The 16,783-nt window shown below is 52.8% G+C and carries 14 protein-coding genes; 8 read left to right on the top strand and 6 right to left on the bottom strand.

Translation table 11 applies throughout. The annotated features are described in order from the left end of the window. Positions 1 to 2: 2 nt before the first annotated feature. Positions 3 to 3,245, bottom strand: a complete 3,243-nt coding sequence (locus ACNA05_RS12605) for an Eco57I restriction-modification methylase domain-containing protein (protein ID WP_415811860.1) — start codon at positions 3,243 to 3,245, stop codon at positions 3 to 5. 10 nt (positions 3,246 to 3,255) lie between these two features. Here ACNA05_RS12605 and ACNA05_RS12600 point away from each other — a divergent pair, with 10 nt between their 5' ends. Genes ACNA05_RS12600 through ychF form a run of 4 tightly spaced genes read left to right on the top strand, consistent with a single transcriptional unit; the run spans position 3,256 to position 5,874 of the window. Then, complete coding sequence (locus tag ACNA05_RS12600) at positions 3,256 to 3,471, top strand: hypothetical protein (protein ID WP_415811859.1); 216 nt, start codon at positions 3,256 to 3,258, stop codon at positions 3,469 to 3,471. A gap of 12 nt (positions 3,472 to 3,483) precedes the next feature. Then, positions 3,484 to 4,143, top strand: a complete 660-nt coding sequence (locus tag ACNA05_RS12595) for a 50S ribosomal protein L25/general stress protein Ctc (protein ID WP_415811858.1) — start codon at positions 3,484 to 3,486, stop codon at positions 4,141 to 4,143. 59 nt (positions 4,144 to 4,202) lie between these two features. Then, entirely contained in the window at positions 4,203 to 4,772 is a 570-nt protein-coding gene (gene pth, locus ACNA05_RS12590) for an aminoacyl-tRNA hydrolase (RefSeq protein WP_415811857.1), read from the top strand. A 4-nt stretch (positions 4,773 to 4,776) separates the two neighbouring features. Beyond that, the gene (gene ychF / locus ACNA05_RS12585; protein WP_415811856.1) at positions 4,777 to 5,874 is read left to right on the top strand and encodes a redox-regulated ATPase YchF; all 1,098 of its coding nucleotides are present in this window, start codon (positions 4,777 to 4,779) and stop codon (positions 5,872 to 5,874) included. Between the two features lie 15 nt (positions 5,875 to 5,889). On the opposite strand, the gene ACNA05_RS12580 is transcribed toward ychF, so the two are convergent. From ACNA05_RS12580 to ACNA05_RS12560, 5 genes are all read right to left on the bottom strand, one after another. Beyond that, positions 5,890 to 6,420: an adenine phosphoribosyltransferase gene (locus tag ACNA05_RS12580; protein WP_415811855.1), complete on the bottom strand. Its 531-nt coding sequence runs from the start codon at positions 6,418 to 6,420 to the stop codon at positions 5,890 to 5,892. Next, on the bottom strand, positions 6,420 to 7,067 hold the full coding sequence (locus ACNA05_RS12575; protein ID WP_415811854.1) for a glutathione S-transferase: 648 nt from the start codon (positions 7,065 to 7,067) through the stop codon (positions 6,420 to 6,422). Before ACNA05_RS12575 ends, ACNA05_RS12580 begins: the two co-directional genes overlap by 1 nt. A gap of 2 nt (positions 7,068 to 7,069) precedes the next feature. After that, positions 7,070 to 8,302: a CCA tRNA nucleotidyltransferase gene (locus ACNA05_RS12570; RefSeq protein ID WP_415811853.1), complete on the bottom strand. Its 1,233-nt coding sequence runs from the start codon at positions 8,300 to 8,302 to the stop codon at positions 7,070 to 7,072. Between the two features lie 260 nt (positions 8,303 to 8,562). Continuing rightward, a complete protein-coding gene (locus tag ACNA05_RS12565; protein ID WP_415811852.1) occupies positions 8,563 to 9,186 on the bottom strand; it encodes an NUDIX hydrolase in 624 nt (207 codons plus the stop codon). Between the two features lie 2 nt (positions 9,187 to 9,188). Further along, a complete protein-coding gene (locus tag ACNA05_RS12560; protein ID WP_415811851.1) occupies positions 9,189 to 9,788 on the bottom strand; it encodes a DUF1285 domain-containing protein in 600 nt (199 codons plus the stop codon). Positions 9,789 to 9,982: 194 nt separating this feature from the next. Between ACNA05_RS12560 and ACNA05_RS12555 the strand changes: the two genes are divergently transcribed. Genes ACNA05_RS12555 through ACNA05_RS12540 form a run of 4 tightly spaced genes read left to right on the top strand, consistent with a single transcriptional unit; the run spans position 9,983 to position 16,776 of the window. Beyond that, complete coding sequence (locus ACNA05_RS12555; protein ID WP_415811850.1) at positions 9,983 to 10,990, top strand: AAA family ATPase; 1,008 nt, start codon at positions 9,983 to 9,985, stop codon at positions 10,988 to 10,990. Positions 10,991 to 10,992: 2 nt separating this feature from the next. Then, positions 10,993 to 11,895: a DUF58 domain-containing protein gene (locus ACNA05_RS12550; RefSeq protein ID WP_415811849.1), complete on the top strand. Its 903-nt coding sequence runs from the start codon at positions 10,993 to 10,995 to the stop codon at positions 11,893 to 11,895. Continuing rightward, positions 11,892 to 14,690: a DUF4159 domain-containing protein gene (locus ACNA05_RS12545; RefSeq protein WP_415811848.1), complete on the top strand. Its 2,799-nt coding sequence runs from the start codon at positions 11,892 to 11,894 to the stop codon at positions 14,688 to 14,690. Before ACNA05_RS12550 ends, ACNA05_RS12545 begins: the two co-directional genes overlap by 4 nt. Then, entirely contained in the window at positions 14,683 to 16,776 is a 2,094-nt protein-coding gene (locus tag ACNA05_RS12540) for a hypothetical protein (protein WP_415811847.1), read from the top strand. Before ACNA05_RS12545 ends, ACNA05_RS12540 begins: the two co-directional genes overlap by 8 nt. Positions 16,777 to 16,783: the final 7 nt, after the last annotated feature.

Below are 16,783 nucleotides of genomic sequence, written 5' to 3'. Positions count from 1 at the left end.
GCTTATACATTTGCCTCGATCAGGGCGATTTCCTCCGGGGTGAGATCGAACAGCTCATAGACAATTCGGTTAATCTCGGCCTCGGCGCTGGCAATTTGCCCTTGTAACGCTCCGATGGCGGTGCGTTCCGTTTCCAGCCATGCCTCCCACTCGCTGCGTTCCGAGAGCGGAATATCCGTTTTATAAACGCGCTTGATTTCCTTACGAAACGCGGCGAAGTCGGGTAGTCTGTGCCAGTCTTTCAGCTTGTTGGACAGTTTCGGATCGCGGTCGTCCGGGCAAAGGTCCGGGATACGATTTTGGACACGACGCATAATTAGAAATGTCTTTTCCCAGCTCTGTTGGCAAACTTTTGATAAAGAGTTTACTTCTTTTCGAATAGACGAAGTAATAAACGGAATAGGAATTCGTTCAATGTTCTGAGAGAACATGCGCCAAGTACCACCTCTCATTGCATCAGAGATTCCTCTTAAGAAAAACCAAGTAATGTTAGCATTGAGCAAACCAACGAGTGCTTCGTCATTTTGGGGAATAAAGTATGTTGTGTTGGGAGAATAACATTTAATATTACTGGAGAATTTTGGCCCTTGAGACAAATCAGGATAAATAATCTTCGGTTCTTCAAATTTATCGTAATAATCACACGCCCTTAACTCCCACCAGTAATCCCCTTGATCTGTCCGTTTTCTACACACCTGCGCATATGGGAGAAGGTGTTCACAAATGGCTGGAAAGTCTGTTTCCAACTTTTGCCAAGCTTTGGTTTCCGTAAGCTCGCCATAAGTCTCTTCTGTCCACCCTTTGGGAAAGAAAATCAGATATTGATCTTGCGGCTCGACCCGCCACTTTTTCAAATCTCGTCCGACCAACCAAGGTTTCAATCTTTCAACAGTCCGTCCATCCTCTTTCACCAACCTATCACGCGTGGCGCGGTCAATAACGAAGGCTTCATTTCGGCCTGTCAAAATTCCGCGGTAGGGCGACCCATAAACCTCTTTCAAGGTTTTGCGGCCTTCGGTCAGTTTTCGGCGGAGCGCAATCAGCTCCGGCGCTTCGAATTTCCACGCCGCACTTGACAGATCAGACTGGTCAAATTCCTGCGCCTTATCCTCATAAGCGGCGGCAAAATTATCTCTGGGCAGGTCGTCCAGCACCCAGAATTTGGTATGACGCCCGGGGGCGGGCGTGCCTTTTCTAACTGTCAAAATGGCGGGATAGGTTGTGACCCCTTCAAAGACCTGTAGATCGCCAAAATCCACCATGGTTTCAATCAAGCCGTTCGCGGCGATATAATTCCGAAGCGGCCCGCCGCTATTTGTTTTGAAAAAGGTCGAGGAGCAGATATAGCCGAGGCGTCCGCCCTCTTTTAACTGCCGCATACCGCGTTCAAAGAAATAGACGAACAGATCCGCCACGCCGTGATAGACCTCATAACGTTTCTTTAGCGCCTCTTTGATGTCTTTGAACCGTTCCTGACGCACATAGGGCGGATTGCCGAGAACGATATCAAATAATCCGTCCTCGACCTGTGGAAAGGCCGTGCGCCAGTCAAAACTATGTTCGTGATAAGCGAAATTGGACGTGCCGATCAGGCTGTCCCCGACTTTGATATTCCCATCGAGGCTGTCCAGTACCTTGCCATATTTGGCCGTTTTCAGCCAGAGCGAGAGCTTGGTGATTTCCACGCTTTCCGCATTCACATCCACGCCGTAGAGATTTTTCGTCAGGACTTCGCGGTCAGTATCGAACAAGTCCATTGCGCCTTTCGGGTCGAGCTCGGCTATCTTGTTATTTACCCGGTTATATTCTGTTTTCAGATAGTCGAATGCCGTGACCAGAAAAACGCCCGACCCACAGGCCGGATCGACGACTTTCAACTCTGAAATCAACTCACGATAGGCCCGCCAGGCGTCGATATCAGTGCTGCCATTGACCGACTTACCTTTTTTCCAGATGATATTTTCATAATCTTCAACCTCGCCCTTTTTGGCATATTTGGCGACGCACATGGAAAACAGCTCTTTCAACCGCGTTCCAATGGTCTGATCGACAATGAATTCGGCGATATAATCTGGCGTGTAGATAACCCCTTCACGTTTGCGCCGTCCCGTCGTGCCGAGCGATTTGGGGGCGTCGAAATCAATATCGTTTTGCGCGATGGATTGCAGCTCTTCCAGATCGGTAATGGATTGTTCGAATATCCGCCCCAGCACCGTCACGCGCACCTCGCTGGCAAAATCATAGTCGGCCAGGGCCTTGAACCCGGCCATGAGCGTGTCGCTCAGCTCCAATGACGAAATCAGGTCGTTTTCCTCGAATAGCCCGCCATTGTAACGCGGAATTTTTAGGGCTTCATTTCCCTTATCCACGGCGCGGAACAGGCCCTTGAATTGCTGCCACGCCGGAACCGGATCGCCGTAATCATTTCGAAATTCATAAGCTTTCTTGATCGTGTTTTCCGGTAGGAGCCCCGTATCCTCCGCAAAGGCGATAAAGAGGATGCGGTCAAGAATGGTTTGCGCCGTCTTGATGGCGGTTTCGGCAGGAATATCCTTGCGGGTGCGGCGGATTTCGCCAATCAGGCCAAGCCGCAAATCCTTATAATCGGCATAGAGTTGTTCAGAGATTTCCTGATCAACATCGCGGGATTTGCGGAGCAAACCGCGCGTGACATCCGTGAGCAGGTTCTCCGGGGAGAGTAAAAGCTTGAACCGGGCATATTCATAGGGGTCGGTCAGGCGGTAAAGCTCCCACCGCTCATACTCGTTTATGCCCCGATCGTAAGAATAAAGCCGCAGCTCTGTCATGTTACAGACCAATATCCACTTTGTGCCGGAATTGGCGACAGCATATTGCCAGGCCTGCTGCACTGGCGTGATATTACGTCCGGACATGATGGCGTCGAGGTCAGAAGTTCTTGCGCCCTTCAATTCGAAAGGAACCTTTACATCCTTACGTCCCGACTTATCAAAATCCCCCAGCGCCAGATCGACAATGCCCGTGCCGATATTGACTTTCGGTTCGCTTTGGAATGTTTCGGCAGCCCCTTCCCCGCTATAGCCCAGAACGGACTTGACGATTTCTTCGTAGAATCGGCTTTCAATCTGACTTTCGGTGACTTCCTTGATGCGGTTTGTTTTTACATCTGCCGACCAGCTTTCAAGGATCGTACGATGCTCCGCCGGAATCGGAGGCGGAGTCTCGCCAATAGTCTTTTTTAGGAATCGGGCATTGAATAGCGGCATATCCCGTCCTATGACCTCCGTTAAAGACGGGCAAGTTGCAGTCTCTAAAATTTTGGGGCTAAAATTGCGCTTAATCGTGTATATTTTCACACCTTACGGACTTGCGCTCCCTCTCGGCTTTGCTTATAGAGCGCGCGACTTTACGCGTGTTTTGCGAGAGACAGATGAATGGGCCGCCCCGATGGCGGCTTTGTCTTTTTTAAGCGGCCCGCCGATTGACCATTAAAGGACGAAGACAATGAGTGTTGTTCTGGACGTAGATATCCGTGAAAATTCAGGTTCCGGGAATGCCCGTGCCGCCCGCCGTAACGGCCTTGTGCCCGGTGTTGTATATGGAGGAGACGAAGCGCCTGTTTCTATTTCTTTCAAGTATAACGAGGTTCTGCGAGCGCTCAACTCCGGCCAATTCCTGCAATCCATGATCGAAATTTCGCATGACGGTAAAAAGCAGAAAGTTCTGACCAAGGACGTTCAGTTCCACCCTGTTAGCGACATGCCTGTTCACGTCGACCTATTCCGCGTGACAGACAAGACTATCATTGAAGTTGAAGTTTCTGTGAACTTCATCGGCGAAGAAGAGTCCCCTGGCCTGAAAGAAGGCGGAACGCTCAACGTTGTACGTCACGCTATCGAAGTGAAATGCCCGGCGGGCGAAATTCCGGACTCCATCGAAGCTGACGTATCCAAGTTGGAAATTGGCGATACACTTCACATGTCTGATGTGAGTTTGCCGAAGAACGTCAAGCCATCCATTACGGACCGTGACTTTACTATCGCAACACTTATCGCCTCCCGCGCTCTGATCGAAGAAGACGAGGACGAAGCTGTTGAGGGCGAAGAAGGCGAAAATGTCGCCGCCGACGAAGTCCCTGCCACTGAGCAGACTGACGAAGACTAGACATTTTGTCGTGGTTTGGCAGACTGTTCGCTGGCAAACGGCGAACAGCGGAGCCTGACATGCAAATCTGGGTAGGTCTTGGTAATCCCGGCGGAAAATATGCCGGGAACCGTCATAATGTCGGTTTCATGGCGATAAACGCCATTGGAGATGATCATAATTTTTCCCCGCCTAAAACCCAATTCAAGGGTCTAGTACGCATGGGCCAGTTTGGCTCACAGAAAGTTTTGCTCCTAAAGCCGACGACATTTATGAACGAATCCGGTCAATCCGTTCAACTAGCTATGCAGTTTTATAAAGTTCCTCTGGAAAATGTGACCGTCTTTCATGACGAGCTGGATTTGGACTTCGGCAAAGTCCGCTTAAAAGTTGGCGGCGGCATAGCCGGACATAACGGTCTTCGCTCCATCAAAAAACATTGCGGGAATGAATATCAGCGCGTGCGCATCGGTATCGACCATCCCGGTCACAAAGATAAAGTCCACAGCCACGTTCTCTCCGACTTCCGTAAAGATGAAGAGAATTTGCGAGACGACATCCTAAATGCGTTCGGCAAATATGCTGATCTACTCGCCAGCGGACAGCCCGATCTGTTCCAGACGCGCGTAAGTGAATATATAAAAGGATAAACCCATGGGTTTTAAATGCGGTATTGTTGGACTTCCAAATGTTGGAAAATCCACACTTTTCAATGCACTTACCAAAACGGCCAATGCACAAGCAGCTAACTACCCTTTCTGCACGATCGAGCCTAATGTCGGCGATGTCGCCGTTCCGGAGCCTCGTCTGGACAAAATCGCGAAAATCGGCGGCTCAGCGCAGATCATTCCGGCGCGTATGAATTTCGTCGATATTGCCGGCCTCGTCAAAGGCGCGTCAAAAGGTGAAGGCATGGGCAATCAGTTCCTTGGCAATATCCGCGAAACTGACGCAGTGGTTTATGTCCTGCGCTGTTTCGAAGATGACGACATCACCCATGTCGACGGACGCATTGATCCCATGTCAGACTATGAGACGATTGAAACAGAGCTGATGCTCGCCGATCTGGAAAGCCTTGAAAAACGCAAGCCGGGTCTTGAGAAGAAACTCAAGCAAAATGATAAAGACGCTTTGCAAACGATGCGCCTGATCGAAAAAGCGATTGAAGTTCTGGAAGATGGCAAGCCCGCTCGCACGGCCGAGATTGATGAAGACGACAAGAAAGCCTGGAGAATGCTTCAGCTCTTGACCGCAAAACCTGTTCTATATGTTGCCAATGTCGATGAGGAAAGCGCGGCCACCGGCAATAAGTTTTCCGAAAAGGTCGTCGAACACGCGAAATCCGAAGGCGCTCAGTCAGTTATCATCTCCGCTCAAATCGAATCTGAAATGGCCGTCCTGGACGATGAGGAACAGGCGGAATATTTAGACGCCATCGGATTGGAAGAGCCGGGTTTGAACCGCCTCATCCGCGCAGGCTATAACCTGCTCGACCTTCGAACTTATTTCACGGTCGGCCCGAAAGAGGCCCGTGCTTGGACGTTCAAACATGGCTGGACCGCTCCGAAATGCGCAGGCGTTATCCATGGCGACTTTGAAAAAGGCTTCATCCGCGCTGAAACCACAGCCTATGATGATTTTGTCGATAATAACGGTGAACAAGGCGCAAAGGAAGCCGGCAAAGTCCGCCAGGAAGGCAAGGATTACCTTGTTAAAGACGGCGATATCATGCTGTTCAAATTCAACGTTTAGGCTTTACCGCCTGCCCTAATGCCCGGCATATCCAATCAGGACGGAGACGGGGCATCCCGCCGCTTTCAGCTTGTCAGCCCCACCGAGATCCGGCAGGTCGACAACAAAGGCGGCGCTCACGACCTCCACCTCACAGCGCCGGAGCAATTTTAGCGCGGCCAGAGCCGTCCCGCCCGTCGCAATGAGATCGTCGATCAACATCACGCGCTGTCCTGCTTCTACATCGTCCACGGAGACCTCCAGGCTGTCTTTGCCATATTCGAGGTCATAGTCTTCAGAGATAATCTTTCCCGGCAGTTTGCCTTTCTTACGAACCGGAATGAAGCCTAACCCCAGCGCGGAGGCGACAGCGGCGCCAAATATAAAGCCTCTCGCGTCAATCCCGGCGACGGCGTCCAGTCCTTCATAGGTCACGCCGGAGACCATTTTATCAATGGCCACATTAAAGGCGACCCGGCTGGCCAGAAGCGGCGTAATATCCCGGAACATAATTCCCGGCTTGGGATGATCGGGAATTGTTCGGATATAATCTTCGAGCTTTAACATTATAAATTCACTTTTTCGGTTTCGGGCAGAACGTGCTCTTCCATGAAAGCGCGGCTTTCCCATTCCAGATAATCCTCATCGCTCATTAATTCTGAGATGTAGGTGTCCGAGCGCGTGGTGCGCGGCAGGTCATAGCTCGCAAAACGCGTGGCCACGGGTGTGTAAAACGCGTCCGCAATGGACCATTCATTAAACAGGAACGGACCGTCATGACGGGACAACAGATCATCCCAAAGCTCGCAGATCTTCGCAGCCTCTTTCAAACATTCCTCCGGCATTTTTCCAGAAGTCCGGCGGCGCAAATTCATCGGCGCTTCGCGGCGGATAGCGGCAAATCCTGTATGCATCCGCTCGACCGCGTCGCGGGCGAGTTGTTTCTGGCCCTCATCTTTGGGCCATAAATTCGGCACGGCCTTGGCGGCAAATTCACAAATCGCGAGACTGTCCGGGAGAAAGTCATCGTTTACCTTTAACACAGGCACGGTGCCTTCATCGGACAGCGCCAATAATTTATCTTTATATCCCGGTACATCTAGGTCGATCACCTCTTCTTTGAACGGAAGTTCCGCTTTGCGCAAAACCATCCAAGGCCGCATAGACCAGGATGAGTAATTATAATTGCCGATATAGAGCGTCAGTGATGACATAATTATTTCCCCAATAATTTCAGTGCCGTAAGAAGCTTATCTTTCTCCGCCGTGAACCCGCTTCTAATCCAGAGAGCTTCTAGGGCTTGCAGCGCTTTACCCATTCTTGGCCCGGTTTCAACCCCGGCGGCTTTCAAGTCTTTCCCCGACAAAGGAAATTCAGGGCGTTCCCAATCCGACGCCAAATTTGCAAATGACATCCAATGTGCTGACTTAATAGGGTCGCTTTCCCCCGCAGCGCGCAAGAGCGTGCGGTCCAAAACAGTCTGCTTCCCTGCGCGGTACAGCACTGCCTTTCGATCTCGTTCGGACAAGTCTAGAGATAAAGCTTCGCTGTCTTCGGCCCAGTTTCGCAACCGTTTCGTCTCCGCCCCTGACATTTTAAGACGCTTACACAAAAGCGCCATTTGGAGAGGTTCCCTCGCACTCATCGCCATCAGGCGGAGCAGCGGATCAGGGTCTAAATTTTCTCTGGTTTCTAATTTCAAAAGACGGTCAACCCCGTCGACATTATTGGCTTCAGGGAGGACAAACTCCAAAATGTCATTGGTGAGCATAATATGGAGCGCCCGGGAAGGGTTCCGCGCAAGGAGCAATTTCTTGATTTCCGACCAAACGCGTTCCGCCGAAAGCTCTTTAATGCCGGAGCGATTCTCGCGGCAAGCCTTGAGGGACGCCGCGTCGACTTTCGAGTCGCCGCCATACCACGCGAGGAAACGGAAGAATCGCAAGATGCGAAGGTAATCTTCTTTCACGCGCGCACCAGCTTCGCCGACAAACTGAAGGCGGCGGGCTTTTAAATCCTCCAGGCCCTGTCCAGTTGGATCAAACACACGTCCATCTTGGTTGGCGTAAAGCGTATTAAAGGTAAGGTCTCGCCGCTGCGCGTCCTCGGCCCAGTCTTCTGTAAAAGTGACAACGGCGTGGCGGCCATCCGTTTCAATATCCTGCCGTAAACTGGTGATTTCATACGGCTTTCCTTGAATAATTGCTGTCACTGTGCCGTGAGCAACGCCCGTTTCGATATAGCGGATACCTGCCGATTTGAGCGCGGATATCACCTCATTAGGCTTTAGAGCCACAGCCAAGTCCGTGTCGGTCACAGCTTCGCCCCAGAGAGCATTCCTGACACATCCGCCAACGAAACGAAGGCTATCTTTTGGAAAGGCTTTGAACAAAGCGGTCATAGCTTTGTCCCGCATCCATGGAAACTTCTCTGGCGTAAGGTCTGTCATAAAGACGACCCTAACTTAGAGACCGCGTGCGTCCATGGTTTTTTCACCAAAGCCCCGATAGATGTCTGGAAATCCGGTCTCTAAGAGACCTTTTTCCGCTGCTAATACCGAGAGTAAACTTCTCTCCCGGGTGGGGGCCTTTGGCTCCAACGCAGAAATCGGGTGGCCAACAGTGCGGCGAGGCCAAAATCATATGGCGACGTTCGCGGCGCAAGCCGCTAATCCGCAGGCCGCCGCACCAAAAAGAAACATCTTCCGCTTCAAGCGGTTACAGACTTTCTATAAAGTCGCTCATAGAGCCGGTAAATCATCATGGCCGTCATTCCCCATATATTACGGTGCACTTTGTCAGGCCCGTCATAGGGCATATCTATAAGGCGGTGATCTCTTCCGTCAAAGAAAACCTCTCGCGGTTTATGGGAGGCCGGGTCCATCAAAAAACTCATCGGGACTTCAAAAATATCTTCGACCTCTCCCGGATTGGCCTTCATGACGGCGCTTGGACGAAGTACCCCGACAAACGGCGTCACACGGTAAGAGCTCACCGCGTCAAAAGACGATAGTCGACCAATCAGAGTTATGTCTTTGAAGCCAACCCCTATCTCTTCATCGGTTTCTCGGATCGCAGCGTCTTCGACGGTTTCGTTTGGCTCGCGTTTCCCTCCGGGGAAGCTGATTTGACCGGGATGGGACGGCATGGTTTCGGGGCGCTGAGTGAGCACAACGTGCCAGCCATTTGAGCGCTCGACAAGCAAAGCCAGAACAGCAGCCACTCTCTGTCCCTCCCGTTTCACGGCGTCAGATCCGTCCGTTATTTCGACAGGCAAGAGCACGTCGCTCAAGGCCGAAATAACCTCCTTCTCGCTCGCCTCTCGCCAATCCATAGTTAGACTTTATGCGCGCCTGCCGGGCCGAGCGGGAAAAACGCTCCCCCGGCCCAAATACCTAACTGCTCGCCGTCATCTGTTTTGCGGGGAACAGCCCTGTCTACAAGTTCATAAAAAACAGGCCGGGCCATCGCCGCCTCTAGCCGTCCTCGAACTGTTACGAAAGGAGACGGCTCCATTGTCTTCACGTCAGTCTCGACCCGTATTGGCGTGTCAGGCCCGGCCTCGACTACGTCATCCAGGTTAGTTGTGAAAAAGACGCGTTGGTCTTGCCCCTCACCTTCAATATCGACGCGAACCGCAATAAAATGCGCCCGCTCGACTTTAATCTCTATTTTCTCAACGGGAGTAACGAGGTAAGTCTTTCCGTCCTCATCCTTACGCAAGATTGAGGCGAAGAGTTTAACGAGCGGCAACCGGGTCACCCGCGTGCCTTCATGCCACCAAGACCCATCGGCCTTAATGACCATATCCATTTCCCCGCAATTTTCGGGATTCCATTGTTCAACCGGGCGTTCGCCCTCCTCGGTATTTTTCAGCGCGGCGAGCAGGTCCTGCAAAGAGAACTGCGACTTACCGCCATTTAACGGGATTTCCATAGACTTTCGTCCTAGCGTCATTCAGGGTTTTCTGTGTGAATCACAGCTTTGTCATAGCGGATGATTCCGCAAGACTTAATTGCATTACGCATGATAAGCCCAAACCGTTTCCACTAAGCGCTTCAAATGGGCAGCGGAAACTAAAAATAAGACGTCCTTCAGGACAGAGACATTATTGGATAAGCCAGAGACATATGACCGCAATGAACACATCCCTTCCCGCCGGTAAAAATATTGAAGCTGACGCTGAAAAAGCCATTGGCAAGTTGACCGAGGCCCAGAATGAAATAGGCCGCGTCATTATAGGGCAGCGCAATGTCGTGGATTTATCTCTCATTTCAATCCTTTCGGGAGGCCATGCCCTTCTGGTCGGGGTGCCTGGACTCGCGAAGTCCTTATTGGTTGAAACCCTCGGAACTGTTCTGGGACTGTCTGAAAAACGGGTTCAGTTTACCCCGGATTTAATGCCCGCCGATATTCTTGGCGCAGAAGTGCTGGAACAATCAGAGAGTGGGAAACGCGCCTTTCGCTTTATAAAAGGGCCTGTTTTCAGTCAGTTATTGATGGCGGATGAGATCAACCGCGCTTCGCCTCGCACGCAATCTGCGCTGCTCCAGGCGATGCAGGAAAAGTATGTCACAATTGCGGGCGCGAAACATGTTCTTCCGAAACCGTTTCATGTTTTGGCGACCCAAAACCCGATTGAGCAGGAAGGGACTTACCCCCTCCCCGAAGCGCAGCTCGACCGGTTTCTTTTGCAAATTGATGTGAACTTCCCGACGCTCGACACAGAACGGTCAATCCTTTTGGCAACAACCGGCGCGGCAACGACCAAGGCAGCCAAAGCGTTCACGTCCAAAGACCTTATCGCCATGCAAACTCTGGTTCGAAACTTGCCTGTCGGCGAAAAAGTGGTGGACGCAATTTTGGCGCTTACCCGTAATGCCCGCCCGGATCAGACCGAATTAGGGGGCGTTCGCGAAGCCGTCTCTTGGGGCCCCGGCCCCCGCGCCGGACAGGCGCTCATGCTTGCCACCCGCGCTAAGGCTTTGCTGGACGGGCGATTATCCCCTAGTGTTGATGATGTCCTTGATTTGGCCGGCCCTGTTTTACGCCACCGCATGGCGCTCACCTTCGCGGCGCGGGCCAGCGGCACGAAAATTGACCATGTCATTGATCAATTGAAAGACAGTCTTCGCTAGGAATGTATCAGACGACCTTAAATAATCCGGCCTCTCTGCGCCTGGAAGCGCGGACACTAGCCTCAAATTACCCGGCCCTTCTTGCCGAGGCTGAACGCGTGGCGGCGATTATGGCCTCTGGACTTCACGGACGGCGCAAAGCCGGCCAAGGCGAGACATTCTGGCAATATAGACCTTACGATTCCTCGGACGCAGCCAATCGAATTGACTGGCGGCGCTCTGCACGCGGCGACTCTCTTTTTGTCCGCGATAATGAATGGGAAGCGGCGCATACGGTTTATCTCTGGCAAGACAAACACGCCGGGATGGATTGGACCTCTCACAAAAATCTACCTTTAAAAAGCGAACGGGCCGCCGTCCTCTGCCTCGCGACGAGCCATCTCTTGATGCAAGCGGGTGAGCGATGCGCTATTCTAGGCTCGGAGCATCGCTCCCGCACAGGGCGCAAGGGTCTGGATCGATTATTTGAAGATTTCATCACCACCCCCGGCACGCATTCAGACTTCAAGAGCGATATGCGGCCACATTCCAAAGTGGTTATTGCGTCCGATTTCTTGGGCCCGATAGAAACATGGACAGAAGAGCTGGCAAAAGTCGCCGAGCGCCCAACACAAGGCATTCTGCTCCATATTGTCGATCCCGCTGAACAAGCCTTCCCCTATAAGGGTCGCTTGCAGCTCAAAATGCCAGGCCTGGAGACTGTTAAGTCACTCCTTGTTGGCCGCGCGGAAACGGCGCAAGAGGCTTATCAGGCGCGGTTTGAGCAGCATAAATCAGATATTGACGCTCTGGCCCGCCGACTGGGCTGGGAGGTTATTCGGCATCAAACGGACGAACCCGCGACACTTGCCCTAAACCGGCTTTACGGTCTGCTATCGGGGCAGCCTTCGGATTACCGTTCATGAGCGGATTGTCTTTTCTCGCGCCCTTTGCTTTGCTGGGCTTGCTTGCCTTGCCGCTTGTCTGGTGGATATTGCGAATTGCGCCGCCCAAACCTAAAACACAGAGCTTTCCGCCTTTGCGGCTTTTTGCCGACATTCAGACCGAAGAGGAAACACCCGCCAAGACGCCGTTCTGGCTGCTGCTGTTTCGTTTGTTGATGATTGCACTTATTACCTTTGCATTGGCCGGTCCGATATTTAAGAAATCTGCCGCTGAAACTCAGCGGCCACTTTTGCTCATGATAGATAATAGCTGGCTCTCCGCGCCCTTTTGGTCAGAAATTCTAAATGAAGCCGAAGCGCAAGTGAAAAAAGCCCGACGGGAAAATGTCGAGGTGGCCTTGGTTTTGACAACCGGAGACGAGCAATCGCCCGCCTTCCAACCCGCTCAGTCCGCCCTAGAAACAATAGAGACCCTCAAACCCCAGCCTTGGATAGATGGAGTAAGTAGTTTAATTGCCCTCCTTAACGACCTGAATTTAAACAATAAAGATGGTACATTTCTTTCGTCTGGCCTCACTTTTTCTGATGAATCTTTACCAGATGATCTGCTCAGCCCCCTCACAGATTTGAATGTTTATGTGCCTGTTGGCATTTCCGAAGTGGCGCTCCCGACCTTTACCCGCGAAGTTCCGAACGGATTTGAGAGTGGATGGATGAGACCTGTGTCCGGCGCCGTTCCTGTCGATCTAACAGTTCAAGCTATGAGTAATGACAATGCAGTTCTAGCGAGATCCGACCTTCAATTCGCCCCGGGCGATGCCGAAGCCACAGCACGGTTCGAATTACCCGCCCAGCTTCGCAACCGGGTCACACATATTCAACTTTCCAGTTCAAAATCCGCTGGTGCGGTGAAATTGTTGGATGACAGTTGGGGCCGTCCGCTTATCGGCGTTCTAAGTAGTAGCGGCGATACGGCGAGCCCGCTTCTCTCCGAACCCTTCTATGCCCGCACCGCGCTCGAGCCTTACGCCGATATTTATGACGGCGACCTGGACGCGCTTTTGACGGTTAACCCCAGCGTTATTGTTATGCCCGATAGTCAGAGAACCAGTGATGAAAGACTCGCCGAGTATGTCGAAGAAGGCGGCGTGTTGATCCGTTTTGCCGGACCCAAATTAGCGAAACGAGTGGACGACCTTATTCCTGTCGACTTACGCGGCGGCGGACGGGCCATTGGCGGCGCGCTTAGCTGGGAAACGCCGCAGACGCTTGCGCCTTTTGAAACAGATAGTCCCTTTTTCGGATTGGAAGTCTCTGACGAAGTCACTGTCTCTCAACAAGTTATGGCGCAGCCGGGGATTGAGACAGACACAAGAAGTTGGGCTAGATTGGAAGATGGCTCGCCAGTCGTAACCGCCGGCCCGAAGGGCGAAGGGTTGATAGTGTTGTTTCATGTGACGGCTGGACCGGAATGGTCGAATTTGGCCCTGAGTGGTCTTTATGTCGATATGCTCCGCCGCATCCTGCCACTGGCTAAAAACCGGGCGCAGCCCACCGAGGAAACTGAAGGCGGAAACTGGATCGCCAATCGGGTCTTGGATGGGTTCGGCCGATTTGAGGCGCCAGACGCCAGCGTTGTGACCCTATCAGACTCGCAATTTGAAAAGGCCAAGGCCACGAAGCAGACCCCGCCGGGGTTTTACACGCAGGGCACACGCCGCCGGGCGCTTCAAACCCTTCAAGATGTTAAGAATGTCAGCGTCCTGTCCCTCCCCAGCGGCGCCACCAGAAAGCAGTATGGCAGTACGAAATTACAGAGCTTAGCCGGTATAGGCCTCGCCATTGGCCTAATCGGCTTAGCTTTGGATGCTTTATTTGCGCTTTTGATGTCAGGGCGCCGTCCAAGCTTTCTCAAAAGATCTCCCCAGGTCGCAGGTGTGATCGCGCTTTGTTTCGTAGCAGGCATGTCTGCACCTGAGGCCTTAGCTCAAAGCGGTGACGCTGAAACCTCCAATCAGGAAATCAGCCAGAAAGTCAGCACCGCGGCGACCGGGCTACATTTTGCTTACGTCGAGACAGGGAATGGACGACTGGACCGCCTGACCGAAACAGGTTTGCTTAGCCTTGGAAAACAGTTGCGGGTCAGAACAACCATCGATGTCGAAGGCGTCGACGGAGTTGATCCGGCCACAGACGCTCTGACTCTTTACCCCTTCCTATACTGGGTGGTTTCTCGCGACGCACAGACGCCTTCAGATATGGCTGTCACAGCCTTGAACGCTTATATGGAAAGCGGCGGGACAATTGTTTTTGATACACGCGATTCTGCCGATAGCGCCGTAACAGGAAATTCCGCCCACCCTGGATTAGCTAATCTAACTCAAGCTCTTGATATTCCACGATTAACACCCGTTCCCAATGACCATGTTCTGACCAAAGCCTTTTACCTTCTCCAGTCTTATCCGGGACGGTATGCCAATGGGCAGGTCTGGGTGGACGCGGCGAGCAATGCCGCCGGGCGCGACGGCGTCAGTCCGGTTATTATCGGCGGTCACGACTGGGCGGCCGCTTGGGCTCTGGATGAGGAAAATCGCCCGATTATTGACCTTGATGACACCCTGCCCCGCCAACGCGAATTTGCAGCGCGGTTCGGAGTGAACTTGGCGATGTACACTCTGGCCGGAAATTACAAAGCCGATCAGGTCCACTCCGCCGAACTCGTGCAACGCCTCGGCGAAGAGCGTGCGAGAGACATTGGATTAGAACCGGCTGATCGCGACGATGAAAACACATCGCAAGGAGGTATCGATGACTGACCTCCTCTCCGCCCTGGCTTTTGACCCCATCCTGCCAATGTGGCTCATCATTGGGCTGGGACTTGCGATTTTTGTGACGGCTTTGCTGACTGCCACGTCAGGACTAAAAAGTTACTTCTGGCGCCTAACAGCCGGTCTGTTTTTGATATTGGCTGTTCTGAACCCTCAACAAGTGGATGAAGATAGAGAGCCTCTGCCCGACACAGTCATTGTCCTAAATGATGTGTCCCAATCCATGACCGTCGGTGAGCGCCCACAGGCCCGGCGCGCCATATTAAGCGGCCTGAGAGAAGGTTTGGAGCAAGACGGGTCTCTGGACATTATTCAGGTGGATGTGACAGGCGATGAAACCGGAACAAAGCTTAGTTCGGCTCTTGTCGAAGCCTTGGGAACCGCGGGGAATAACCGCATCGCCGGAGTGATTACCCTCACCGACGGACAAGTTCACGATAATATGGAAACTCTGGAATCCATTTTACCGGAGAATGTGCCTTTGCACTCACTGGTTATAGGTAATCCTGAGGCTAGAGACCGCCGCATACGCGCTATCACAGCCCCGCGATTTGGCCTTGTCGGAGAGATCGCCGAGTTTGACCTCCAAGTCGACGACCCGGGTCATGAGGGCGAACGCGCGCTCATAGAAGTAAAATTGAACGGCGTACCAAAAGCTCGCTTTCCAATCACGATTGGCGACTCTCTTTCCATCCCGCTCGAGATTGAACGACGCGGTTCTAATACGGTAGAAATGAACGTTGTCGCGGCTGAGAATGAGCTGACGCTGAACAATAATGTGTTCGTCAGCGAAATCTCCGGCATTCGCGATCGGATGCGGGTTCTTCTAATCACAGGCGAGCCACACAATGGGGGACGCGCCTGGCGGAACCTCCTCAAGAGCGACCCAGCCATTGATCTGGTTCACTTCACCATTCTGACCATGCCCCGTGTGAATGCGACCAATGCCCGCCAGAGTGAACTCTCCCTCATCCAGTTCCCGACACGGCAGCTATTTGAGGAAAAGCTGGACGAGTTTGATCTTATTATATTTGATCATTATCGCCGACGGTCTTCCCGGGGTCGCGTTGGCGGGGCGCTCTCCATCATCCGGCCAAGTTACTTCAGCAATATCGTTGAGTATGTAGAAGATGGCGGCGCGCTTCTGTTGGGAACAGGGCCGGCTTTTGCCAGTCAGGATAGCCTGTTCCGCTCTCCCCTCGCCTCTATTCTGCCGACGCGGCCGACCGGAGAGGTAACGCTGGAAACGTTTAGGCCGGCGCTCAACAGCAAAGGCCGAAGGCATCCCATCACCTCCTCTTTCAAAGGCCAGGAAGCCGAGAATTGGGGGCGGTGGTTCCGCCTGATCGACAATGTCCCTGTCAGCGGGGATATTCTTATGGAAGGCGACAACGGCGCGCCTCTCTTTGTAATCGATAAGATCGGTAAAGGCCGCGTTGCCATGTTAATGTCTGATCAATCCTGGCTTTGGGCAAAAGGCTATGACGGAGGCGGGCCTTATCGGGAAATGTTCCGCAGAACGGCCCATTGGTTGATGGGCGAGCCGGATTTGGCGGCTGAAACGCTCCGGGCTTCTGCGGATGGAGGCGACATCCTGATTGAGCGCCGTAGTCTCGAAGATGTTCAGGCTCCTGTTTCCGTTATCACGCCTTCCGGCGCGGAACGCAGCGTGTCGCTCTCCGAAGTTTCCGAAGGGCTGTTCCGGGGCCAACTTCCCGCAGAAGGGTTTGGCGCCTATCGGCTCCAACAAGGCGATGTCAGCACCATCACGGCAATTGGGGCGCTCAACCCCGAAGAATATGCGGAGCTGTTTCCAACGACCGAAAATCTCCTGCCTATTGCCGAGAGTTCTGACGGCTTTATCGACCTCGTCGGCCTAGGGCAGGATCCGCTGCCCCAAGTTAGGCGCATCGACCTGGATTCCGACGCCTCCGGCGATAGCTGGCTCGGCCTCCGCGCTTATGAAGATTACACCGTCACCCGAAGTCAAAGACAGCCTCTTGTGCCGCCGCTTTTATTCTTCTCTCTCTTCTTCATCTGTCTTGCGATGGCGTGGTGGCGGGAAGGTTTGTAAGCAACCG

Source organism: Litorimonas haliclonae (assembly GCF_965138505.1).
Classification (GTDB): Bacteria; Pseudomonadota; Alphaproteobacteria; order Caulobacterales; family Maricaulaceae; genus Litorimonas; species Litorimonas haliclonae.
Note: the sequence above shows the minus strand (reverse complement) of the source record. Positions and strands in the feature narration are given on the sequence as shown.

Excerpts from the sequence above, each read along its gene's own strand:
- ACNA05_RS12605 (WP_415811860.1), bottom strand. The coding sequence starts at position 3,245 with ATGCCGCTATTCAATGCCCGATTCCTAAAAAAGACTATTGGCGAGACT.
- ACNA05_RS12600 (WP_415811859.1), top strand. The coding sequence starts at position 3,256 with ATGACCTCCGTTAAAGACGGGCAAGTTGCAGTCTCTAAAATTTTGGGG.
- ACNA05_RS12595 (WP_415811858.1), top strand. The coding sequence starts at position 3,484 with ATGAGTGTTGTTCTGGACGTAGATATCCGTGAAAATTCAGGTTCCGGG.
- pth (WP_415811857.1), top strand. The coding sequence starts at position 4,203 with ATGCAAATCTGGGTAGGTCTTGGTAATCCCGGCGGAAAATATGCCGGG.
- ychF (WP_415811856.1), top strand. The coding sequence starts at position 4,777 with ATGGGTTTTAAATGCGGTATTGTTGGACTTCCAAATGTTGGAAAATCC.
- ACNA05_RS12580 (WP_415811855.1), bottom strand. The coding sequence starts at position 6,420 with ATGTTAAAGCTCGAAGATTATATCCGAACAATTCCCGATCATCCCAAG.
- ACNA05_RS12575 (WP_415811854.1), bottom strand. The coding sequence starts at position 7,067 with ATGTCATCACTGACGCTCTATATCGGCAATTATAATTACTCATCCTGG.
- ACNA05_RS12570 (WP_415811853.1), bottom strand. The coding sequence starts at position 8,302 with ATGACAGACCTTACGCCAGAGAAGTTTCCATGGATGCGGGACAAAGCT.
- ACNA05_RS12565 (WP_415811852.1), bottom strand. The coding sequence starts at position 9,186 with ATGGATTGGCGAGAGGCGAGCGAGAAGGAGGTTATTTCGGCCTTGAGC.
- ACNA05_RS12560 (WP_415811851.1), bottom strand. The coding sequence starts at position 9,788 with ATGGAAATCCCGTTAAATGGCGGTAAGTCGCAGTTCTCTTTGCAGGAC.
- ACNA05_RS12555 (WP_415811850.1), top strand. The coding sequence starts at position 9,983 with ATGACCGCAATGAACACATCCCTTCCCGCCGGTAAAAATATTGAAGCT.
- ACNA05_RS12550 (WP_415811849.1), top strand. The coding sequence starts at position 10,993 with ATGTATCAGACGACCTTAAATAATCCGGCCTCTCTGCGCCTGGAAGCG.
- ACNA05_RS12545 (WP_415811848.1), top strand. The coding sequence starts at position 11,892 with ATGAGCGGATTGTCTTTTCTCGCGCCCTTTGCTTTGCTGGGCTTGCTT.
- ACNA05_RS12540 (WP_415811847.1), top strand. The coding sequence starts at position 14,683 with ATGACTGACCTCCTCTCCGCCCTGGCTTTTGACCCCATCCTGCCAATG.